This window comes from Microbacterium sp. Z12_35, from assembly GCF_058310475.1.
This window is the reverse complement of sequence record NZ_JBZEGJ010000002.1, coordinates 655104-674161: the sequence shown is the minus strand read 5'-3', so window position 1 is coordinate 674161 and position 19058 is coordinate 655104. Positions and strand designations below refer to the sequence as shown.

Annotated in this window: 18 protein-coding genes; 12 read left to right on the top strand and 6 right to left on the bottom strand. The window is 70.1% G+C overall.

The window, feature by feature from the left end:
• The first annotated feature begins 71 nt into the window (after positions 1-71).
• Positions 72-677, top strand: coding sequence for a hypothetical protein (locus AC4FS1_RS16070; RefSeq protein WP_491156710.1), 606 nt, complete (start codon positions 72-74; stop codon positions 675-677).
• 4 nt (positions 678-681) lie between these two features.
• Here the strand turns inward: AC4FS1_RS16070 and AC4FS1_RS16065 are convergent, their stop codons facing one another.
• The gene (locus tag AC4FS1_RS16065; protein WP_491156709.1) at positions 682-1077 is read right to left on the bottom strand and encodes an ArsR/SmtB family transcription factor; all 396 of its coding nucleotides are present in this window, start codon (positions 1075-1077) and stop codon (positions 682-684) included.
• A 99-nt stretch (positions 1078-1176) separates the two neighbouring features.
• On the opposite strand from AC4FS1_RS16065, the gene AC4FS1_RS16060 reads away from it, so the two are divergent.
• Entirely contained in the window at positions 1177-2619 is a 1443-nt protein-coding gene (locus AC4FS1_RS16060) for a TrkH family potassium uptake protein (protein ID WP_491156708.1), read from the top strand.
• The gene (locus tag AC4FS1_RS16055; RefSeq protein ID WP_491156707.1) at positions 2612-3283 is read left to right on the top strand and encodes a potassium channel family protein; all 672 of its coding nucleotides are present in this window, start codon (positions 2612-2614) and stop codon (positions 3281-3283) included. Before AC4FS1_RS16060 ends, AC4FS1_RS16055 begins: the two co-directional genes overlap by 8 nt.
• A gap of 22 nt (positions 3284-3305) precedes the next feature.
• On the opposite strand, the gene proC is transcribed toward AC4FS1_RS16055, so the two are convergent.
• Positions 3306-4151: a pyrroline-5-carboxylate reductase gene (gene proC, locus AC4FS1_RS16050; RefSeq protein WP_491156706.1), complete on the bottom strand. Its 846-nt coding sequence runs from the start codon at positions 4149-4151 to the stop codon at positions 3306-3308.
• A gap of 143 nt (positions 4152-4294) precedes the next feature.
• On the opposite strand from proC, the gene AC4FS1_RS16045 reads away from it, so the two are divergent.
• The 3 genes from AC4FS1_RS16045 to AC4FS1_RS16035 are packed head-to-tail and all read left to right on the top strand — an operon-like array spanning position 4295 to position 7323.
• Positions 4295-5407: an alpha/beta fold hydrolase gene (locus AC4FS1_RS16045; protein WP_491156705.1), complete on the top strand. Its 1113-nt coding sequence runs from the start codon at positions 4295-4297 to the stop codon at positions 5405-5407.
• Between the two features lie 2 nt (positions 5408-5409).
• Entirely contained in the window at positions 5410-6384 is a 975-nt protein-coding gene (locus AC4FS1_RS16040; protein ID WP_491156704.1) for a cation diffusion facilitator family transporter, read from the top strand.
• 12 nt (positions 6385-6396) lie between these two features.
• Entirely contained in the window at positions 6397-7323 is a 927-nt protein-coding gene (locus AC4FS1_RS16035; RefSeq protein ID WP_491156703.1) for an LLM class F420-dependent oxidoreductase, read from the top strand.
• A 73-nt stretch (positions 7324-7396) separates the two neighbouring features.
• Here the strand turns inward: AC4FS1_RS16035 and tadA are convergent, their stop codons facing one another.
• The gene (gene tadA, locus AC4FS1_RS16030; RefSeq protein WP_491156702.1) at positions 7397-7858 is read right to left on the bottom strand and encodes a tRNA adenosine(34) deaminase TadA; all 462 of its coding nucleotides are present in this window, start codon (positions 7856-7858) and stop codon (positions 7397-7399) included.
• Between the two features lie 44 nt (positions 7859-7902).
• Between tadA and upp the strand changes: the two genes are divergently transcribed.
• On the top strand, positions 7903-8535 hold the full coding sequence (upp, locus tag AC4FS1_RS16025) for a uracil phosphoribosyltransferase (protein ID WP_491156701.1): 633 nt from the start codon (positions 7903-7905) through the stop codon (positions 8533-8535).
• Positions 8536-8647: 112 nt separating this feature from the next.
• Here the strand turns inward: upp and AC4FS1_RS16020 are convergent, their stop codons facing one another.
• Complete coding sequence (locus tag AC4FS1_RS16020) at positions 8648-12250, bottom strand: TM0106 family RecB-like putative nuclease (protein WP_491156700.1); 3603 nt, start codon at positions 12248-12250, stop codon at positions 8648-8650.
• 87 nt (positions 12251-12337) lie between these two features.
• Between AC4FS1_RS16020 and AC4FS1_RS16015 the strand changes: the two genes are divergently transcribed.
• A complete protein-coding gene (locus tag AC4FS1_RS16015; RefSeq protein ID WP_491156699.1) occupies positions 12338-14392 on the top strand; it encodes an NAD(+) synthase in 2055 nt (684 codons plus the stop codon).
• A 104-nt stretch (positions 14393-14496) separates the two neighbouring features.
• On the opposite strand, the gene AC4FS1_RS16010 is transcribed toward AC4FS1_RS16015, so the two are convergent.
• Positions 14497-15045, bottom strand: a complete 549-nt coding sequence (locus tag AC4FS1_RS16010; RefSeq protein ID WP_491156698.1) for a hypothetical protein — start codon at positions 15043-15045, stop codon at positions 14497-14499.
• Positions 15046-15156: 111 nt separating this feature from the next.
• On the opposite strand from AC4FS1_RS16010, the gene AC4FS1_RS16005 reads away from it, so the two are divergent.
• The 4 genes from AC4FS1_RS16005 to AC4FS1_RS15990 are packed head-to-tail and all read left to right on the top strand — an operon-like array spanning position 15157 to position 17533.
• The gene (locus AC4FS1_RS16005; protein ID WP_491156697.1) at positions 15157-16635 is read left to right on the top strand and encodes a lipase maturation factor family protein; all 1479 of its coding nucleotides are present in this window, start codon (positions 15157-15159) and stop codon (positions 16633-16635) included.
• Positions 16628-16816, top strand: a complete 189-nt coding sequence (locus AC4FS1_RS16000; RefSeq protein WP_491156696.1) for a hypothetical protein — start codon at positions 16628-16630, stop codon at positions 16814-16816. The genes AC4FS1_RS16005 and AC4FS1_RS16000 overlap by 8 nt, the downstream gene beginning before the upstream one ends.
• A 7-nt stretch (positions 16817-16823) precedes the next feature.
• Positions 16824-16949: a hypothetical protein gene (locus AC4FS1_RS15995; RefSeq protein WP_491156695.1), complete on the top strand. Its 126-nt coding sequence runs from the start codon at positions 16824-16826 to the stop codon at positions 16947-16949.
• 26 nt (positions 16950-16975) lie between these two features.
• Complete coding sequence (locus AC4FS1_RS15990; RefSeq protein WP_491156694.1) at positions 16976-17533, top strand: phosphorylase family protein; 558 nt, start codon at positions 16976-16978, stop codon at positions 17531-17533.
• On the opposite strand, the gene AC4FS1_RS15985 is transcribed toward AC4FS1_RS15990, so the two are convergent.
• A complete protein-coding gene (locus tag AC4FS1_RS15985; RefSeq protein ID WP_491156693.1) occupies positions 17521-19047 on the bottom strand; it encodes an MFS transporter in 1527 nt (508 codons plus the stop codon). The genes AC4FS1_RS15990 and AC4FS1_RS15985 overlap by 13 nt on opposite strands.
• Between the last annotated feature and the right edge of the window lie 11 nt (positions 19048-19058).

The window sequence follows — 19058 nt, the reverse complement described above, 5'->3', positions numbered from 1 at the left end:
TTCGCGGCATTCCCAGCGGACGCTGAACGCAATCATGCGCTGTTCTTAATCTGCCCCGGCAGAGTGGAAGCATGAACGACACGTATGCAGCCGGACACAATCCGGCCCCTTCTCGCACCCCCGAAAACAGCATCCCCACCACCCCGGTCGCTCCCGTCACGAACGAGGGCACCCCCAAGAATCGTGAGGCCAAGAGCCGTTCGTGGCCTGTCATCGCGGCCGCGGCCGCCGGCGGTCTCGTCGTGGCCGGACTCGCGTTCGGCGGCGGCGTCGCAACCGGATGGAACCTCGGCCCCGCCCAGACCTCCGGCTTCGAGCTCAGCAACGGCGGCTCCGACGCGGAGCAGCGCCCCGAGGCCGACGAACGTGGTCCGAACGGCCAGGAGGCCGGCCCCCGCTCCGATAACCCGGGTCAGGACAACGATGCCCCGCGCGACGGCGACGGTGGCGGACGAGGCGACGGCGCGGGCCCTCAGGACGGCGCGGGTCCTCGGGACGGCGCGGGTCCGCGTGACGGCGACCGTCCTCGCGAGGGCGCCGGTCCGCGTGACGGCGCCGGTCCGCGTGACGGCGCCGGACCGGGCGACGGGCCCGACGCGCACAGGGACGCTCCCGACGGCGAGCCGGACGAGTCCGACACCGAGCAAGAGGGCGACTCCACCGACGCGGCCGCCTGAGGCGTCAGCGGCCCGGCAGCTTGCGCAGGGCCGTAGCCACCGCGTGCTTTGCCGAGGCGGCCGCGCGACCGACCACATCCGCGGCGTACGCGGCCGTCTCGGGCAGCACGATCGGACTCGGCGGGTCGATCGTGAAGAACGGCACGAGCCAGTCGTCGATCTCATCCAGCGGCGCGGTCTGGATGCTGTAGTAGCGGTGCTGCCCCTCCTCGCGCACCCACACGAGCTCCACGTCGCGGAGAACCTTCAGGTGCTTGGAGACGGTGGGCTGGCTCACACCGAGCGCCTGCACGATGTGCGACACGCTGGTACCGTCCTGACCGGCGAGGGAACGATCCAGGAGTAGCTGGAGGATGTCGCGACGCGTGCGGTCTGCGATCACGTCGAAGATGTCCGCCATGCCTTCAGATTAGCCGCGCTCGAGCCGGAGTACCATGAGCGGGGTTCACGAGCGAGGCGATGCCCGAAGCGTGCGCAGCGAGACGAAGGGGGTCGGGCGATGGCGGCAGCGCCGGCGCGCCCCCGCGCACTGCGTGGATGGCGCGCTGTCCTCGATGGCGGCTGGGATGCGGTGCGCGACCTCACGACGTCGTCGCCGGCACGGTTCGCCGTCATGGTGTTCGTCGCCCTGATTCTGCTTTTCACGGCGCTGTTCTCGCTGCCGGCCGCCGCCGCCGACGGTCAGCGCACACCGCTTGCCGACGCCCTGTTCTCGGCCGTGTCGACGATCTGCGTGACGGGCCTGGCCACCGTCAACATGTACTCGCACTGGTCACCCCTCGGCCACGTGATCACGTATGTCGGCGTCAACGTGGGCGCGTTGGGCGTCCTGACCCTCGCCTCGATCCTGGGCCTGGTCATCTCCAAGCGCTTGGGCCTCCGCGCCAAACTCATCGCGGCAGGTGACTCCAATCCCATGCGCGTGCACGGCGGCCCGGTGAACGAGGGCCAGACGGTGCGGCTGGGCGAGGTCGGGCAACTGCTGGCCACGGTCGCCCTGTCGACCCTCGTGATCGAGGCGGGTCTGTCGGTACTCCTGTACCCCTCGCTCATCCTCGCCGGCATCGACCCGCTCGTGGCGCTGTGGGAGGCGCCGTACTACGCCGCGATGGCCTTCACCAACACGGGCTTCGTCCCGAACGCCGACGGCCTCGTGCCCTTCGCCGACGACTACTTCCTGCTGACGGTGCTGATGGCCGGCGTGTTCCTCGGTTCGATCGGATTCCCCGTCATCTTCACGCTGTGGAAGCACCACTGGCACGTCCGCCGGTGGTCGCTGCACGCCAAGCTGACCCTCATCACCACCGTGATCCTGTTCTTCGCCGGTGCCGGAGTCATCCTGCTGCTGGAGTACAACAATCCGAAGACATTCGGGAGCCTGGACGCGTGGGACACCACGTTCCAGGCGTTCTTCCTCTCGGCGATGACCCGTTCGGGCGGTTTCTCCGTCATCGACATCGGCGATCTGAACGGGTCGACCCTCATCGTCGGGTCGATGCTCATGTTCGTCGGCGGCGGGTCGGCCTCCACCGCCGGTGGGATCAAGGTGACCACGCTCGCCGTCCTGGCCCTGGCCGTGTGGTCGGAGGCGAAGGGCCGACCGTCCGTCGAGGCGTTCGGCCGCCGCATCCCCAGCGACGTGCAGCGCGTTGCCCTGTCGGTCGTCGCGTGGGGCGCGACCATCGTCGCGCTGTCCACCGTGACGATCGGTCAGATCACCCAAGCCCCGATCGAAGAGGTGCTCTTCGACGTCATTTCCGGGTTCGCCACCGTCGGGCTGTCGACGGGGCTGACCGCCGAGCTTCCCGACCCCGCCAAGTACGTCCTCGCGGTCACGATGTTCATGGGCCGCATTGGTACAGTGACACTCGCCGCGGCGGTGGCTGCGACGTCCCGTTCGCAGCTCTACTCGCTGCCGGTGGAAAGGCCCATCGTTGGTTGACCGCATCCGCAGCGACGCACCCGTCCTCGTCATCGGCCTCGGACGGTTCGGCGCGGCCTGCGCCGGCGAGCTCGATCGCCTCGAGCGCGATGTGCTCGCCATCGACGACAGCCTCGAGCTCGTCCAGAAGTGGTCGGAGCGCGTCACCCACGCCGTGCAGGCCGACGCGCGCAACATCGACGCGCTCAAGCAGATCGGCGCGCAGGATTTCCAGGTCGCCGTCGTCGCGGTGGGGTCGCTGATCGAAGCATCCGTCCTCATCACCGCGAACCTCGTCGACCTCAAGGTGCCGCAGATCTGGGCGAAGGCGGTGTCCCAGGCGCACGGCAAGATCCTCGCCCGCGTCGGGGCCAACCACGTGATCTATCCCGAGCGCGAGGCCGGCGAACGCGTGGCGCACCTCGTCAGCGGGCGGATGCTGGATTTCATCCGCTTCGACGACGACTTCGTGCTCGCCAAGATGTACCCGCCGAAGTTCATCCGTGGCGTCGGACTGAACGAGTCCGGCGTGCGCACGAAGTACAACGTCACGGTCGTCGGAGTGAAGAGCCCCGGCCGGCCGTTCCGTTACGCCGAGGCGAACACGGTGGTCACCAACCACGACCTCATCATCGTCTCGGGGACGAACTCCGACATCGAGCGCTTCGCGGCTCTGGACCGCTGACGGGCCGTTCCCTCAGCCGCCGTCAGGCGCCGGCGGCGAGCTCGCGCGCCCTGGCCAGTGCCGCATCGGTCGCGCGACCGAAAACACCCGCGAGATCAGCCTCCTGCAGCACGGTGATCGCCCGCTCTGTGGTCCCCTTGGGGCTGGTGACGCGGCGGCGGAGCTCCGCAGGCTCTTCGTCCGCAGCATCCAGCAGCGCCGCAGCGCCGATGAACGTCTGCTCGGCCAGCAGCCGCGCTTCGGCCTCGCCGAAACCCTTGGCCACGGCGGCCTTGGTGAGTTCCTCGACGAGGAGGAACACGTAGGCGGGACCGGACCCGGAGATCGTCGACAGTGCGTCGATCTGTGACTCCGGCACCTCCACGACCGCGCCCACCGTCTCGAACAACCGCCGGACGATGGCGATGTCGTCGGGGGATGCGGCGGCATCGGCCGCGATCCCCGTGACGGCTTTGCCGACCACGGCGGGGGTGTTCGGCATCGACCGGAGCACGACGGGGCCGGGGCCGAGGATGTCGACGAACGTCGCGATCGGCACCCCGGCGGCGAGCGACACGACGATCGCACCGTCGCGCAGGTGCGGGGCGATCTCGCGGAGCAGGTCCGGGACCATCCCCGGCTTGACTCCGATCAGGACGATGTCGGCCGACGCCGCCGCATGGAGGTTGCCGTCGGGCTGCTCTTCCAACGCGACGCTGGTGACCCCCTCCAGGCCGGAGAGGTCGGCGGCCTTCGCCGCGGTGCGGTTGGTCGCGGTGATCGACGGAGCAAGCCCCGAGCGGACGAGTCCTGCGAGGATCGCACCCCCCATCGATCCCGCGCCGAGGATCGCGATGTCGGGCAGGGGCGTGGGAGATGGCGCGGTCATGGCGCCATCCTAAGGTTTCGCTCGGTGCCCCCGTTCGGGCTTCGCTCGCACGCACGCCCGGCGCGTTCCGTCGCGTCGGGGCCGGAGATATAGTCGAATCGCAGGTGTCCCGACGCCTGCGACGAAGTGCGGAGGATCTCCCCATGACCGTGTTCGACGGCATCGTTTCGCGTCGCATCGAGACGTCCCGACTGAGTGTGAACGTGCTCGAACGGGAGGGCGACGACCCCGCCACCCCGGCCGATCGCACCGTGGTGTTCGTGCACGGCACCGTCGGGTCATCCCTGTTCTGGCAGGAGATCCTGCAGGACCTGCCGAGTGACCTCCGCGTCGTCGCGGTCGACCTCCGTGGCTACGGCGGCACCGAGAACGTCCCGGTCGACGCCACCCGCGGCGTGCGGGACTTCAGCGACGACCTCGCGGCGACCTTCGACGCGCTCGGCATCGAGACCGCGCACCTGGTCGGCTGGTCGCTCGGCGGGGCGGTGGTCCTGCAGTACGCCCTCGATCACCCGGCGCTGACCCTCACCCTCCAGGCCCCGATCTCACCCTTCGGTCTCGGGGGGACGCGCCGAGATGGCACGCGCCTCACCGACGAGGGTGCCGGGACGGGCGCGGGAACGGCGAATCCCGACTACGTCCGCCGCCTGGGTGCGGGAGACACCACCGACGAGGCGGAGACCTCTCCGCGCAGCGTTTTCCGCGCCGAGTACGTCGCCAGCGGGTACTCCAGCGCGCACGAGGACGTCTGGGTCAGCGCGATGCTCGCCACCTCGACGGCGTCGGGCAACTACCCCGGCGACATCGTGCGAACGGCCACATGGCCGGGCTACGCAGCGGGCACGGCGGGCGTGCTCAACGCGCTCGCGCCCACGTACTTCGACGTCTCCGGCATCGTGGAGCTCGCCGACAAGCCGCCTGTGCTGTGGGTGCACGGCGAGGTGGACGCCATCATCTCGGATGCTTCGATCACCGACCCGGGCAACCTCGGTCAGCTCGGCATCCTGCCCGATTGGCCGGGCATCGAGATTGCGCCGCCGCAGCCGATGGTGGCGCAGACGCGCGATGTTCTCGACGCGTACGCCCGGGCAGGCGGCAACGTGACCGACATGCTCCTGCCCGGTGTGGGGCACAGCCCGCACCTCGAGGCGCCGGCGATGTTTCGCCACGCCCTCCTGACCCGCATAGGCTACGTCGGTACCCCCGCAGACCCGGCCCCTTCCACGGAGGCCATTATTCTTCGATCGGCAGACTGAGTATGAGTGCATCTGGTGGCAACCGCGCCATCATCGCCGCGTTCCTCGCGAACATGGGCATCGCCATCGCGAAGTTCATCGCCTGGATCGTGTCAGGTTCCGCGTCGATGCTCGCCGAGGCGATCCACTCCCTCGCCGACTCCGGAAACCAGCTTCTCCTTCTGCTCGGCGGACGCCGGGCGCGGCGTCAAGCCGACCGGGAGCACCCGTTCGGGTACGGCCGGGAGCGGTACGTCTACGCGTTCGTCGTGTCGATCGTTCTGTTCTCCGTCGGCGGTCTCTTCTCGATCTACGAGGGCGTGAACAAGCTCTCGCACCCGCATGAGCTCGAGAACGTGTGGATCCCGATCGTGGTGCTTGTGGTCGCCATCGTGCTGGAGTCGTTCTCGCTGCGCACGGCGATCGTGGAGAGCAACCACGTGCGCCTGCCCGGGCAGTCCTGGGTGTCGTTCGTGCGTCACTCCAAGGCTCCGGAGCTGCCCGTCGTCCTCCTCGAAGACATCGCGGCTCTGATCGGCCTGATCTTCGCGTTGAGCGGTGTGGGACTGGCGGCGATCACCCACAACCCGATCTTCGACGCGATCGGCACCCTGTTCATCGGGGCGCTGCTGATCCTCGTCGCGATCGTCCTGGGGATCGAGACGAAGAGCCTGCTCGTCGGAGAGGGCGCCACCGACGCCGACCACGAGCGCATCGTGACGGCCATCGAGAACGGCCCCGAAGTCGACCGCATCATCCACGTCAAGACGCTGTACCTCGGGCCCGACGAGCTGCTCGTCGCCGCGAAGGTCGCCCTTCCCGCGGCGGAGACGCTCGCCGATGCCGCCACGAGGATCGACACCGTCGAGCAGCGGATCCGCGCGGCCGTGCCGGTCGCCCGCGCGATCTACCTCGAGCCCGACGTCGACCGGGCCCGGGTAGGCGGCCCGGAGGGACCGGCGGGTTCGGCCACGGCGGACCAGACCGGCACGGCCTGACAGGCGGGACCGGTGGAGTACTGCGTTTTCACCGAGCCTCAACAAGGCGCGACGTACAGCGACCAGCTCGCTTTCGCTCAGACCGCCGAACGTCTCGGCTTCGCCGGTTTCTTCCGTTCCGACCACTACCTCGCCGGCGAAGGCCCGGGGCTCCCCGGCCCGACCGATGCCTGGACGACACTGGCGGGCCTCGCCCGCGAGACTAGCCGCATCCGCCTGGGGACGCTCGTGTCCCCGGTGACGTTCCGCCTCCCGGGCCCGCTGGCGATCCAGGTGGCGCAGGTGGACGACATGTCGGGCGGGCGGGTCGAGCTGGGCCTCGGCGCCGGCTGGTTCACGCGCGAGCACGAGGCCTACGGCATCCCGTTCCCCGACAAGCGCTTCGGGCTGCTCGAGGAGCAACTCGAGATCATCACCGGGCTGTGGGCGACCCCTGTCGGTGAGTCGTACTCCTTCTCCGGTGCGCACTACCGGCTCACCGATGCGCCGGCCCTCGCGAAGCCGGTGCAGCGGCCGCTGCCGATCATCATCGGCGGGGGCGGAAAGCGCCGCACACCGGAGCTGGTCGCGCGGTACGCCGCGGAGTACAACATCGGTTTTCCGACGGATGACGGGATCGGCGAACGCATCGACAACCTGCGCGCCGCGTGCGAGCGGGTCGGCCGCGACCCGGGCAGCATCCGCCTCTCGATCGCGATGTCCACGATCGCCGGGGCGAACGACGAGGAGATCGCGCGGCGGGCGGCGCGGATCGGGCGCACGGTGGGGCAGGTGCGCGACGGCACGAACATCGTGGGCGGCCCGGAGGAGATCGCCGAGCGGATCGCGGTGTACCGGTCGCACGGCATCGAGCGCGTCTACTTCCAGTTCCTCGATCCGCGGGATGTGGAGCACGTGGAGTACCTCGGCACCGAGGTACTGCCGCACCTCCCCCGCTGACCCGCGTCGACTCGCCAAAAAACGTGCAGTTTCGCGCGGAAATCCGACGTTTTGTGGCGAGTCGACGGGCGGGTTAGCGGCGTGACGTGAAGAAGCGCCGGAGCAGGGCGGTGGATGCATCGGCCTCGACACCCGCCACCACCTCCACGCGGTGCGGCAGCCGGCGGTCGCGGACGACGTCGTACACCGAGCCGGCCGCTCCCGCCTTGTCGTCCCACGCGCCGTACACGAGACGCGGCACGCGGGCCTGGAGCACCGCCCCGGCGCACATGACGCACGGCTCGAGAGTCACCACGAGGGTGCAGCCGGCGAGGTGCCAGGTGCCGAGGGATGCGGCGGCCTGCCGCAGCGCGACGATCTCGGCGTGCGCCGTCGGATCATGCGTGAGTTCGCGGAGGTTGCGTCCTTCGCCGATCACCGCCCCCGCCGCATCCGTCACCACAGCCCCGACCGGAACATCGCCGTCGGCCTCCGCCTGGGCTGCGAGAGTGAGCGCCCGGCGCATCGCGGCGAGGTCGGCGGGCGGGACGGTCATGCGGCTCCGAGGTACGGACGGGATCGAGCGGATAGATTGAGCCTATGCGTGTGCACGTCGCCGACCATCCCCTCATCACTCACAAGCTCACAGTGCTGCGCGATGTGCGTACGCCGTCGCCGGGGTTCCGGCAACTCACCGAGGAGCTCGTGACGCTCCTCGCCTACGAAGCCACCCGGAATGTGCGCGTCGAACCGTACGCGATCCAGACCCCCGTGACCATGACGACCGGTGTGCGCATCAGCGAGCCGCGCCCGCTCGTCGTCCCGATCCTGCGCGCGGGCCTCGGCATGCTCGATGGCATGGTGAAGCTGCTCCCCACCGCCGAAGTCGGGTTCCTCGGCATGGTGCGCAACGAAGAGACGTTCGAGCCCACCACCTACGCCGAGCGCCTCCCCGACGACCTCAGCGACCGGCAGTGCTTCGTGCTCGACCCGATGCTCGCCACCGGCGGTTCGCTGGGCGCGGCGATCGACTTCCTCTTCCGTCGTGGCGCGCAGGATGTCACCGCGATCTGCCTCCTCGGCGCACCCGAGGGGGTCGCGGCCATCGAGAAGCAGGTCGACGGACGCGACGTCACCCTCGTCCTCGGGGCGCTCGACGAGCGCCTGGACGAGAAGGGGTACATCGTGCCGGGGCTCGGCGACGCCGGCGACCGCCTCTACGGCACCGTCTGACCCGCTACCCGCCCGCCCGCCCGCTTCTGGGAGAAACCACGATCCGGACGAGAAACGACGCGAGGCGCCGTTTCTCGTCCGGAATCTCGTTTCTCGCGGAGGGGACCGGGCGTCAGGCGGAGATGAGCGAGGGCGTCGCGACGTCGGCGCCCACGAGGCGTGCGAAAGCGCTCAAGCGTGCCACGCCCTCGGGCGTGCGCGGCAGGTCGTCGAGGAGGCCGGGCGAATACACGAGGTACGCGGCCTGCATCGCCCGCGACAACGCGACGTTGATGCGGTTGCTAAGCAGCAGGAACTCGGGTCCGCGCGGAGCATCCCGCCCGGACGACGCGGCGAGCGACACGATCGCCACCACCGCCTCCTGACCCTGGAACCGGTCGACGGTCCCGACCGGAACGGTGGGGAAGCCGGCCGCGGCAAGAGCCTCCTCCACCGCGACCTGCTGCGCGTTATAGGGCGTCACCACGATGATGTCTTCGGGCCGCAGCGGCCGGGACGGCAGCATCCGCACCTGGCCGTCGTCGCCGGTCTCGGTGGCCGTCCAGGTCCGTCCGACGAGGTCGGTGACGAGCCGCACGACCTCGGCTGCCTCTTCGGGCGAGGATGTGGCGTTGCCGGAATGCCGGAGGGCGATGGGATGGACGCCCGCCTCGATGCCGTCGAGCACGCGCAGAGCCGTCGAGGGATGCGACGCGAGCTTGCCCTCATACGACAGCCGTGACACCGGCTCGGCGACGCGCGGGTGCATGCGCCAGGTGCGCGAGAGGAAGTATCCGTACTCGGGCGGCACGACCTCGGCACCATCCATCACCCAGCCGAGCGCGGACGTGTCCACCGGCTCGGGGTGCGTGCCCTGACTCACCTGCGGCAGCTGCTGCGGGTCACCTAGGAGCAGAAGGCGGGGCGCGGCGAGCGACACAGCGATCGTCGAGGCGAGGGAGAACTGGCCCGCTTCGTCGATGACGAGGAGGTCGAGGCTTCCACGCGGAATGCGGCCCTCGTGGCTGAAGTCCCACGCGGTACCGCCGACGACGAATCCTCCGATGGCGTGTTCGGCCGTGTAGGCGGCGAGACCGTTCCGCGGGAGCGCCGTGAAAGACGGCGTGCACTCGGGGTCTTTGGGGGTCTTCGCCACGAGCGCTGCCGGTACGCCGGCCGCGACGACGCGGTCGAGCATGTGCTCCACGACCGCATGGGACTGAGCGACCACCCCGACCTTGAACCCGCGTTCGGCGACGAGACGGGCGATCACGTGCGAGCCGACGTACGTCTTCCCGGTGCCCGGAGGCCCTTGCACCGCCAGGTAGCTGCGGTCGAGGTCGGCGACGCTGCGGACGATCGCCGCGACGTCATCGCCGGCCGACGGCGTGAGCCCGCCGGGCTCGCCCTGAGCCTGCCGCAGCGTGCGGGGCGGGCGGCGCAAGAGGATGTCGGTCGCCGCGTCCGCCGGGAGGACCGGTGCGGATGCCAGCACGCCGTCCGCCCACGCGTCGATGGCCGCCTGCTGATTGCCCGCGCGCGGCGGAGCGGCGGGCGTGAGGGCGAGGGGCAGCTCGTGCCACGTGAACCCCTCGACCGCGGTCTCCTCGAGGATCGCGCCGTCGTCGAGCACCTCGACCACGCGCACCCACCGCGCACCGTGAATCCAGCGCGGGCGCGCCTGGTACGGGAAGGGGACGGGCAGCTCGTACACGGCGAACGGTTCCCCGCCGGTGGACAACCGCGTGCCCGGGGCGAGCTCGCCGCGCAGCTCGAGCGTGCGGCGCTCGCCTCCCTTGCCCGACTCCGGGAAGTGCCAGTCCTCCACCACGCGCGACCGAGCAGCATCCACCACCATGACGTCGCGCGTGTCTTCCCACACCGACACGGGTTCGCGCAGGCGCAGGAAATGTGTCGCCCAGAACGATTTCGCCTCGCGCGGGTAGTAGTCGATCGCCGCGGCGCCCAGGCGCAGGGCTCCGGCGTCCGACTCCGGCGCCTGGGCCGCCCAGCGCTGCAGCGCGGTCGCGCGGGGTGACTCGTCGTAGGTGACCTCGTCGGGGTCGAGTCCCTGAGCGGGACGGAGGCCCGCCTCGCGGGCGCGGTCGACGAGCCAGTCGCGCAGGCGCCGCGTCGAGACGCAGTCGTAGCGGTTGTAGTCGGCCAGGTCCGCGAAGATCGCCTCTGCCGCGGCCGCCTCGCCATCGGCCGCGAGCGCGCGTGCTTCGACGTACCGCACGATCGAGTCGTCGCCGCGCTGCACGTCGGACGTCCGCACCTCATCGCCCATGTAGAGCGGCTCGAGCTTCTTGATGGAGTAGGAGCGCGAACCGACCCGCAGCGCGCGACGGACGATCGGGTACAGGTCGACGAACACCCCCTCGCGCAGCAGCCGGTCGACATCGGCCTCTCGTACGCCGTAGCGCGCAGCCATGGTGAGCAGATGCGTCGGCTCGTACGGCGCGTAGTGGTAGATGTGCATGTCGGGATGCTGTTGCCGGCGCAGGGCGATGAGATCGAGGAAGCGCTCCAGCGCCTCCTTCTCCGCGGCGAAGTCGTGCGCCCAGAGGGCGGAGTACTGCTCCTTGGTGTCGACCCACCCGAAGAGGTAGTCCAAGCCCCAGTGGGCACCTTCCCCCTCGGTGTACAACGGGTCACCCTCGAAGTCGAAGAACAGGTCGCCGTGATCGGGCCGGGGCAGGGCGCCCAGCGCCTTCGGCGCGACGACCTCGTACACGGGGACGAGCGGCGCGCTTCCGACCGTCTCATCGGGGGCCGGGCTGCGCAGCTGCAGCCGCGCCTGCGTCCGCAGCGACCCGAAGGTGTCGACGCTCATCCCCGCCGGCGGCACGTCAGCAGCCGCGAGCGCGTCGATCGTGTCGAGGCCGGCGGCGGCGAGGCGCGCGCGTTGCACGGGGCGCATTCCGGCGACCAGCAGCAGGTCACGGGAGGCGACGACCTCCATCTCGCACGTGGCGCAGCGCCCGCACGCCACGACGCCCAGCTCACCACGGGGGTCGCCCCACGGGATGGGGGCACCCGCGGCACCCAGCTCCACGCGACGATCGGCGATGAGCGCCCGCAGCCGCGCGCGGCGCAACGCGAAGACCGGCAGCAGGTCGTCCACGTCGTGCGAGCTGACCGTGCCGTCGCCGAGGAGGAGCTCGACACGATCGGAGCGCGGCACCCCGAGGCGGTCCAGCTGATCGACATATGCCGCCAGCTGCATGAGAGCGGTGACGCGCGCGCGGCGCGCGAGCTTCGTGTCCTGCACGAGCCACCGGCCCCCGCGTGAATCCGTCGAAGCGGGGTGCGCTGAGCCTGACGAAGCGGGGTGCACTGAGCCTGACGAAGCGTCGCGCACCAGGAAGTCGGCGAACCCCACGAACTCGTCGGTCGCGAACGCCGCCTGGTAGACGACGTCGGCATCGGAGGCGAGAGCCGCGCGCGTGCGGTCCACCGCGTCGCTCAGCGCCGCCGCATCCGATGACCGTGTCTCGGGGATCTCGACGACGCCGGAACCGAACTTCTCGCGGTACATCTCCAGAACCCGGAGCTCGTGCGCCGTGCCGAGGCGTCCCGCGCGTTCCAGCGTCGGATCGTCCGGGTCCTCGACGGCCTCGACGCGCCCGAGCTTCGCGTCGATGGCACGCAGCCACGCGAATTCGCACTCGGCAGCCGCCTTCAGGTCGCTCGCGCTCCAGACGATCCGGCCTTCGTTCCCGATGTACCGCATGTTCCCCTTTTCCGTCTTCGACACTAGCCGCGGCCTCCGACGTCAATCCCCGCCGCCGGCCGGAGGCGCACCTGCCAGGATGGGACGGTGAGCACGACGCTTCCCTTCGACAACGCGTACCGGCATGGGTTCGCCCGGATCGCGGCGTGCACCATTCCGATCTCGATCGCCGACCCGGCCACCAACGCCGAATCGGTTCTCGCCACCGCGCGGGAGTGCGACGCCGACTCGGTCGCCGTGGCTCTGTTTCCGGAGCTGTGCCTGAGCGGGTACGCCATCGACGATCTCGTGATGCAGGACCCCGTGCTGGATGCGGTGGAGGCCGCCGTGCTGCGGCTCGTCGAGGAGTCGGCCGACCTTTTCCCCGTCCTCGTCGTCGGTGCGCCGCTGCGGCACCGCAACCGCCTCTACAACTGCGCCGTCGTCATCCACCGTGGCCGGCTCCTGGGGGTGGCGCCCAAGTCGTACCTGCCGACCTACCGGGAGTTCTACGAACGCCGCTGGTACGCCCCCGGCGACGACCAGTCGGGCCAGCACATCGTGGTCGGCGACCTCGAGGCCCCGTTCGGACCGGACATCCTGTTCGAGGCGCAGGATGTGCCCGGTCTCGTGGTGCACGCCGAGGTGTGCGAAGACATGTGGGTGCCGGTGCCACCCTCATCGAAAGCGGCTCTCGCCGGTGCCACGGTGCTGCTGAACATGTCGGGCAGCCCCATCACGATCGGCCGCGCCGATGACCGCACCCTGCTCTCGCAGTCCCAGTCACTGCGCTGCATCGCGGCGTATGCGTACGCCGCGGCGGGTCAGGGCGAGTCGACGAACGACCTGTCGTGGGACGGGCAGACCATGATCTACGAGGGTGGCCAGCTCCTCACGACCTCCGAGCGCTTCCCCGATGGACCTCGCCGCAGCGTCGCCGACGTCGACCTCGACAAGCTCCGGCAGGATCGCCTGCGCCAAGGCACCTTCGACGACAACCGCCGCACGTACGATCCCGAGTTCCGGACGGTGCCGTTCGACCTCGACCCCCCCACGACGGATATCGGCCTGCGCCGGTCGCTCGACCGCTTCCCGTTCGTTCCCGATGACCCCGCGCGACTGGCGCAGGACTGCTACGAGGCGTTCAACATCCAGGTGTCGGGCCTGGAGCAGCGCCTCACCGCGATCGGGGGGCCCAAGCCCGTCATCGGTGTCAGCGGAGGCCTGGATTCCACCCACGCCCTCCTCGTCGTGGCGCGGGCGATGGATCGCATGGGCCGGCCGCGGAGCGACATCCTCGCCTACACGCTCCCGGGCTTCGCCACGAGCGACCACACCAGGGAGAACGCCATCGCGCTGGCGACAGCCCTCGGAGCATCCATCGAGACCATCGACATCCGTCCCGCCGCCGAAGAGATGCTCCACCGGCTCGGGCACCCGTTCGCGTCGGGCGAGCCGGTGCACGACGTCACGTTCGAGAACGTGCAGGCGGGCCTGCGCACCGACTACCTCTTCCGGCTCGCGAACCACCACGGCGGACTCGTCATCGGCACGTCCGACCTGTCCGAACTCGCGCTCGGCTGGGCCACCTACGGGGTCGGCGACCAGATGAGCCACTACGCCGTCAACACCGGCGTGCCGAAGACGCTCATCCAGCACGTCATCCGCTGGGTCATCTCGGCCGGCGAGGTGGATGAGGCGAGGGACGTGCTGCAGTCCGTCCTCGACACCGAGATCAGCCCGGAACTCGTGCCGGCGGGGCAGGACGGGAAGATGCAGTCCACCGAGGACCGCATCGGACCCTACGCGCTGCACGACTTCACGCTCCACCACATCCTGCGCTTCGGATTCCGGCCGTCGAAGATCGCGTTCCTCGCGCACGAGGCGTGGAAGGACGCCGAGGCGGGCGAGTGGCCGCCCGGCTTCCCGGAGGCGGACCGCTACGCCTACGACCTCCCGACGATCGCGCGCTGGCTCGAGGTGTTCCTGAAGCGCTACTTCGCATTCGCGCAGTTCAAGCGCTCCGCCATCCCGAACGGGCCGAAGGTCTCCCCCGCGGGGTCGCTGTCGCCCCGGGGCGACTGGCGTGCCCCGTCCGACGGCAACGCCCGGGCGTGGCTCGCCGAACTCCACGCCGCGCTGCCCGAGGTCTTCCCCTCCTGACGCCCGCCTGACGTTCGCCCCAGGTCCGCGAGAAACGACGATCCGGGCGAGACACCACGCGACGCGGCGTTTCTCGCCGGGGATGTCGTTTCTCGCGCAGAGGCTTACTCGTGGAGGCCGACGCGGTCGGGGATGTCGAACGCCAGCCCGGGCAGCCAGGACCCGGGGTCCGGCCACGGCCGCGACGTCGGCAGAGACGTGAGCAGGCGCGTGAGGGCCGCATCCCGAGGTGTGGTCGGCGCCGTGGCGGGCAGGATGCGCCGGGGCGCGCGGTGTCCGAGCGCCCCCAGCCACCAGTGGCGCCACGTCGCGTCGGCCTGGTCGGGGTCGAGCACGATGTAGTAGTCCGGCATGATGGCCCGCCCGGCCCCGAAGTGGGCGAGCACCGCCTCCACCTCCACCTCGAGAGTGCCGAGGGTGGCGCGCTCCTCGTACAGCTCGACCCACGCGGACGCGACATGCTCGAGGGGATCGGCGTCGTGCACGATCCAGGGGGCGGATGCGGCGGCGATCCGCCGTGCGGCGAGGGCGGGGTCGGTGCCGTGCAGACTGAGGGTCTCGACCCCGGGCAGCGCGTCCAGGGCGCCGAGCGCCTCGTCGGATCCGGCCCCGACGACGGCCACGATGGTCCCGGTTCGCGATGTGTGCGCCATGCTCCACGGTACGACAGGATCCGCTCCCGAGGTCGGCGACCGCGCCGGAACGCCTCCGAAGCGCCCCGCAACCCGCTGCCGCCGGCGGTGGGGCGCCCCTACCCTCGGTTCATGGACGGCTTCGCTGCGATCGACTTCGGGTTCGCCCGCGAGGTGCTTCAGCGCGGTATCGCGGCCATCTACGTCGTGGCGTTCCTGTCCACAGCCGCGCAATTCCGCGCGCTCCTCGGTGAGAACGGCCTGCTGCCCGCTCCGCAGCTACTGGGCTGGGTGCGGTCATCGAAACGGGCACAGCGGATGCTGCATCCCACGATCTTCCGGTGGTGGCCGTACACCGACCGCCGCCTGCTCCTCCTCTGCGGCGCGGGGATGCTGGTCGCTGCATCGCTCGTGGTGGGACTCCCCCAGCTCGGCCCCGCGTGGGTGCCGATGCTGTGCTTCCTGTTCGTGTGGCTGGCGTACATGTCGATCGTCAGCATCGGCCAGACGTTCTACGGCTTCGGGTGGGAGATGCTGCTGCTGGAGGCCGGGTTCCTCGCGGCCTTTCTCGGCTCGTCCTCGTCCCCGCCGCCGACCGTCGTCATCGTCCTGTTCTGGTGGCTCGTGTTCCGCCTGGAATTCGGCGCCGGGATGATCAAGATCCGCGGCGGATCGGAGTGGCGAGATCTCACCGCCCTCACGTACCACCACGAGACGCAGCCGATGCCCGGTCCGCTGAGCCGGCAGGCCCATCTGCTGCCCCGCTGGTTCCACAAGGGCGAAGTGCTCGGCAACCACTTCGCGCAGCTCGTGGTGCCGTGGTTCTTGTTCGTCCCTCTCCTGGGCGTGTGGATCCCCTGGCCCGGGTTCGCCTGGATCGGCACGGTCGCCGGCGCCATCGTCGTCGCCACGCAGCTGTGGCTCGTGGTCACCGGGAACTTCGCGTGGCTGAACTGGATTTCCATCGTGCTCGCGTTCTCGGCGATCAGCATCCCCGGCGCGGGGGCGTCCGCCGCGTTGCCGCTGCCCTGGCTTGTGGTCACCTCGGCGGTCGCGGCGCTGTACGTGGTGCTGAGCTGGCCGGCGGTGCGCAACCTCACCGCTCGCCGACAACTCATGAACGCGAGCTTCAACCGCTGGAACCTCGCCAACGCCTACGGCGCCTTCGGTACGGTCACCAAACGCCGTATCGAGTACATCGTCGAGGGCACCGACTCCGAGGACCCGGGCGATCCCGCCACCGTCTGGCAGGAGTACGGGTTTCGCGGCAAACCGGGGGACGTCCGCCGCATCCCGCCCCAGGTCGCTCCGTACCACCTGCGGCTGGACTGGCTGATGTGGTTCCTCCCCCTCGGCCGATCACTCGAGGACTGGTTCGAAGCTTTCGTCGGGAAACTCCTCGAGGCCGACCCGCGGATGCTGCGGCTCCTCCGGCACGACCCCTTCTCCGGGCGCCGACCGACCTGGGTGCGCGTGACCGCGTACCACTACCGATTCACCACGCGCGCGGAACACCGCCGATCGCGCGCGGTATGGCATCGCACACCCCAGGAAACGGTGCTCGGCCCCGTCCGCCTGCTCCCGACCGGATACCCTGGTCGGGATGGATAACGACCGCCCCGCCCGACGGCCCCCGACCGCCGCGATCATCGGCATCGTCATCGGCGTGGTATTCCTGGCACTGGCAGTGCTGGCGTACCTGTTCGGCGGGGGGCCGATCGTCGCCCTGATCGCCGCGATCGGGGGCGTGCTCACGCTCGCCGCCGCCATCTTCACTCTCGTCCGACCCTGAGGACCCCATGCTCCCCGCGAACGACCCGAAAAAACCGTCCCCGGCGCGCGTCGGCATCTGGATCATCGTGGGTGGGATCGGTGTGTACATGCTGGCATCGGGGATCATCGGGATCCTCACCTCCGGTGGCTGAGCCGGAGCGGAAGGAAGATTGATCGCATGAGACTGCTCGTCGCCGCGCACGCGGACGAACTGACCGCCTTCGAGCCCGAGCTCCCGGGGTTCGACCGACTCCTCACGGGGGTCGGCAAACTGCAGGCCACCTATGCGCTGACACGAGCGCTGGATGCTGCGCACTACGACGAGATCGTGGTGGTCGGAACGGCGGGCGCCGTCGACCCCGGTTTGGCGCCGGGCGTGTACGAGATCGACGCGACGGTCCAGCACGACGTACAGGATCTTGCGGGCGTGCGGGGCCAGCATCTCTCCCTCCCCACCCGGGTGGTCGTGGGGGCCAGAGGAGTCACGATCGCGACCGGAGACTCCTTCGTGGACGACGCGGAGGCGGTGACGGTCATCCGCGGGCTGGGGGCAGGCCTGGTCGACATGGAGTCCTACGCCTACGCGTGGGTGGCCGCGCGATTCGGCGTGCCCGTGCGCATCCTCAAGGCCGTGTCCGACCGCGCCCAGGACGGCGCCACCGAGCTGTGGGACACCGCGGTGCTGGAGTGCTCACGCCAGTTGCGCGAGAGCGTGCGCGAGCTTTACGGCGTCTGATCCGCGCCGGCGGGCGTCATGGGTTCGCCTCTGCGCCGACGTGAGGCCAGGTCGACGACACCGGCGATGAGCGCGAGCCCCAGGAAGACGCCGACCGCGATCATCCCGGTCGCATACGCATCGTGGTAGACCACGAGGTCGGGCTCGCTGCCCTGCTCCCGATACACCGTGGAGTAGAACAGCGCCAGCGCGACCGCCGTGCCGACGGCCGTGCCGATGCGCTGACCGAGCTGACCGATGGATCCGGCGACGCCGCCCTGCTGCACCGGGATGTCGGCCAGCATGAGCGTCTGGTTCGGGGAGATCACCAGGCCCGCAGCGAATCCGCCCAGCACCATGACCGCGGTCATCGCCCACGCCGTCCATTCGGGCGGGGTGAGCAGGACGACGAGGACGAGCCCGCCGACGCTGACCAGAAGACCGACGAGGCCCCAGACCACGAGCGGTCGTCCGAGACGGTTGACCAGGACGCCGCCGATCCAGGAGGAGAACGCCGAGGCGACCGCGAAGCCGATGGTCACCATGCCCGCGAAGACGGGTGCCAGGCCGAGCCCGGTCTGCAGGTACAGCGTGCCGAGGAGGAACATGGCGGGGCCGCCGGCGAAGTAGGCCGCTGAGACCATCACCCCGTTGCGGAAGGACCCGGCACGGAAGACGGAGAAGGGGATCAGCGGCAGCTTTCCCCGCCCGGCGTATCGCCGCTCCCAGACCAGGAACAGCGCAATGAAGACCACGCCGGCCACGAGGAACCACCAGCGCCGCGGGTCGTCCCCCGGAGCGCCCGTGGTGAAGAGGAACGGCCACATGAATGCCAGCACGGTGAGACCGAACAGCACGACACCCACGGGATCCAGGTCGAGTCGCCGGTGCGATTTGGTGCGCGTGCTCGGGAGCATCGTTGCCGCGAGGACGATGACGATGAGGGTCAGCGGGACGTTGATCCAGAAGATGAGCCGCCAGCCGTCGGCCTCGCCGCCCAGGGCGATCAGCAGACCTCCGAGGGTCGGGCCGAGGGCCGTGGCGATGCTGATCGTGGCACCGAACAGACCGAAGGCGCGACCGCGCTCGGCGCCGACGAACAGCTGCTGGATGAGCCCGAGCACCTGGGGCATCTGGATGCCTGCCGCCACGCCCTGGAGGAGGCGGAACGCGAGGAGCCACCCGGCGTCGGGTGCCAGCGCGCACGCCAGGCTCGTGACCAGGAACAGGGACAACCCGACGATGAACAGCATCCGCCGTGATCGCAAGTCGCCCAGGCGGCCGGCGGGGACGAGCACAAGGCCGAACGTGAGGATGTAGCCCGACACGATCAGCTGGAGCTCCGTCGGGCCGGCGTTGAGCGCGGTCTCGATGACCGGCAGCGCGACGTTGACCTTGGTCAGGTCGAGGATGGTGATGGCCGCGACGGAGACGGCGATCCAGTACGCACGCCACCGGTGTGCGGGCGAAAGCACGATGTCGCGGGTGGGCGGGTGCCCGCCGGCTGGGCTCGCGGAGCGGGAGTCGGAGGACATTCCCCTCAGGG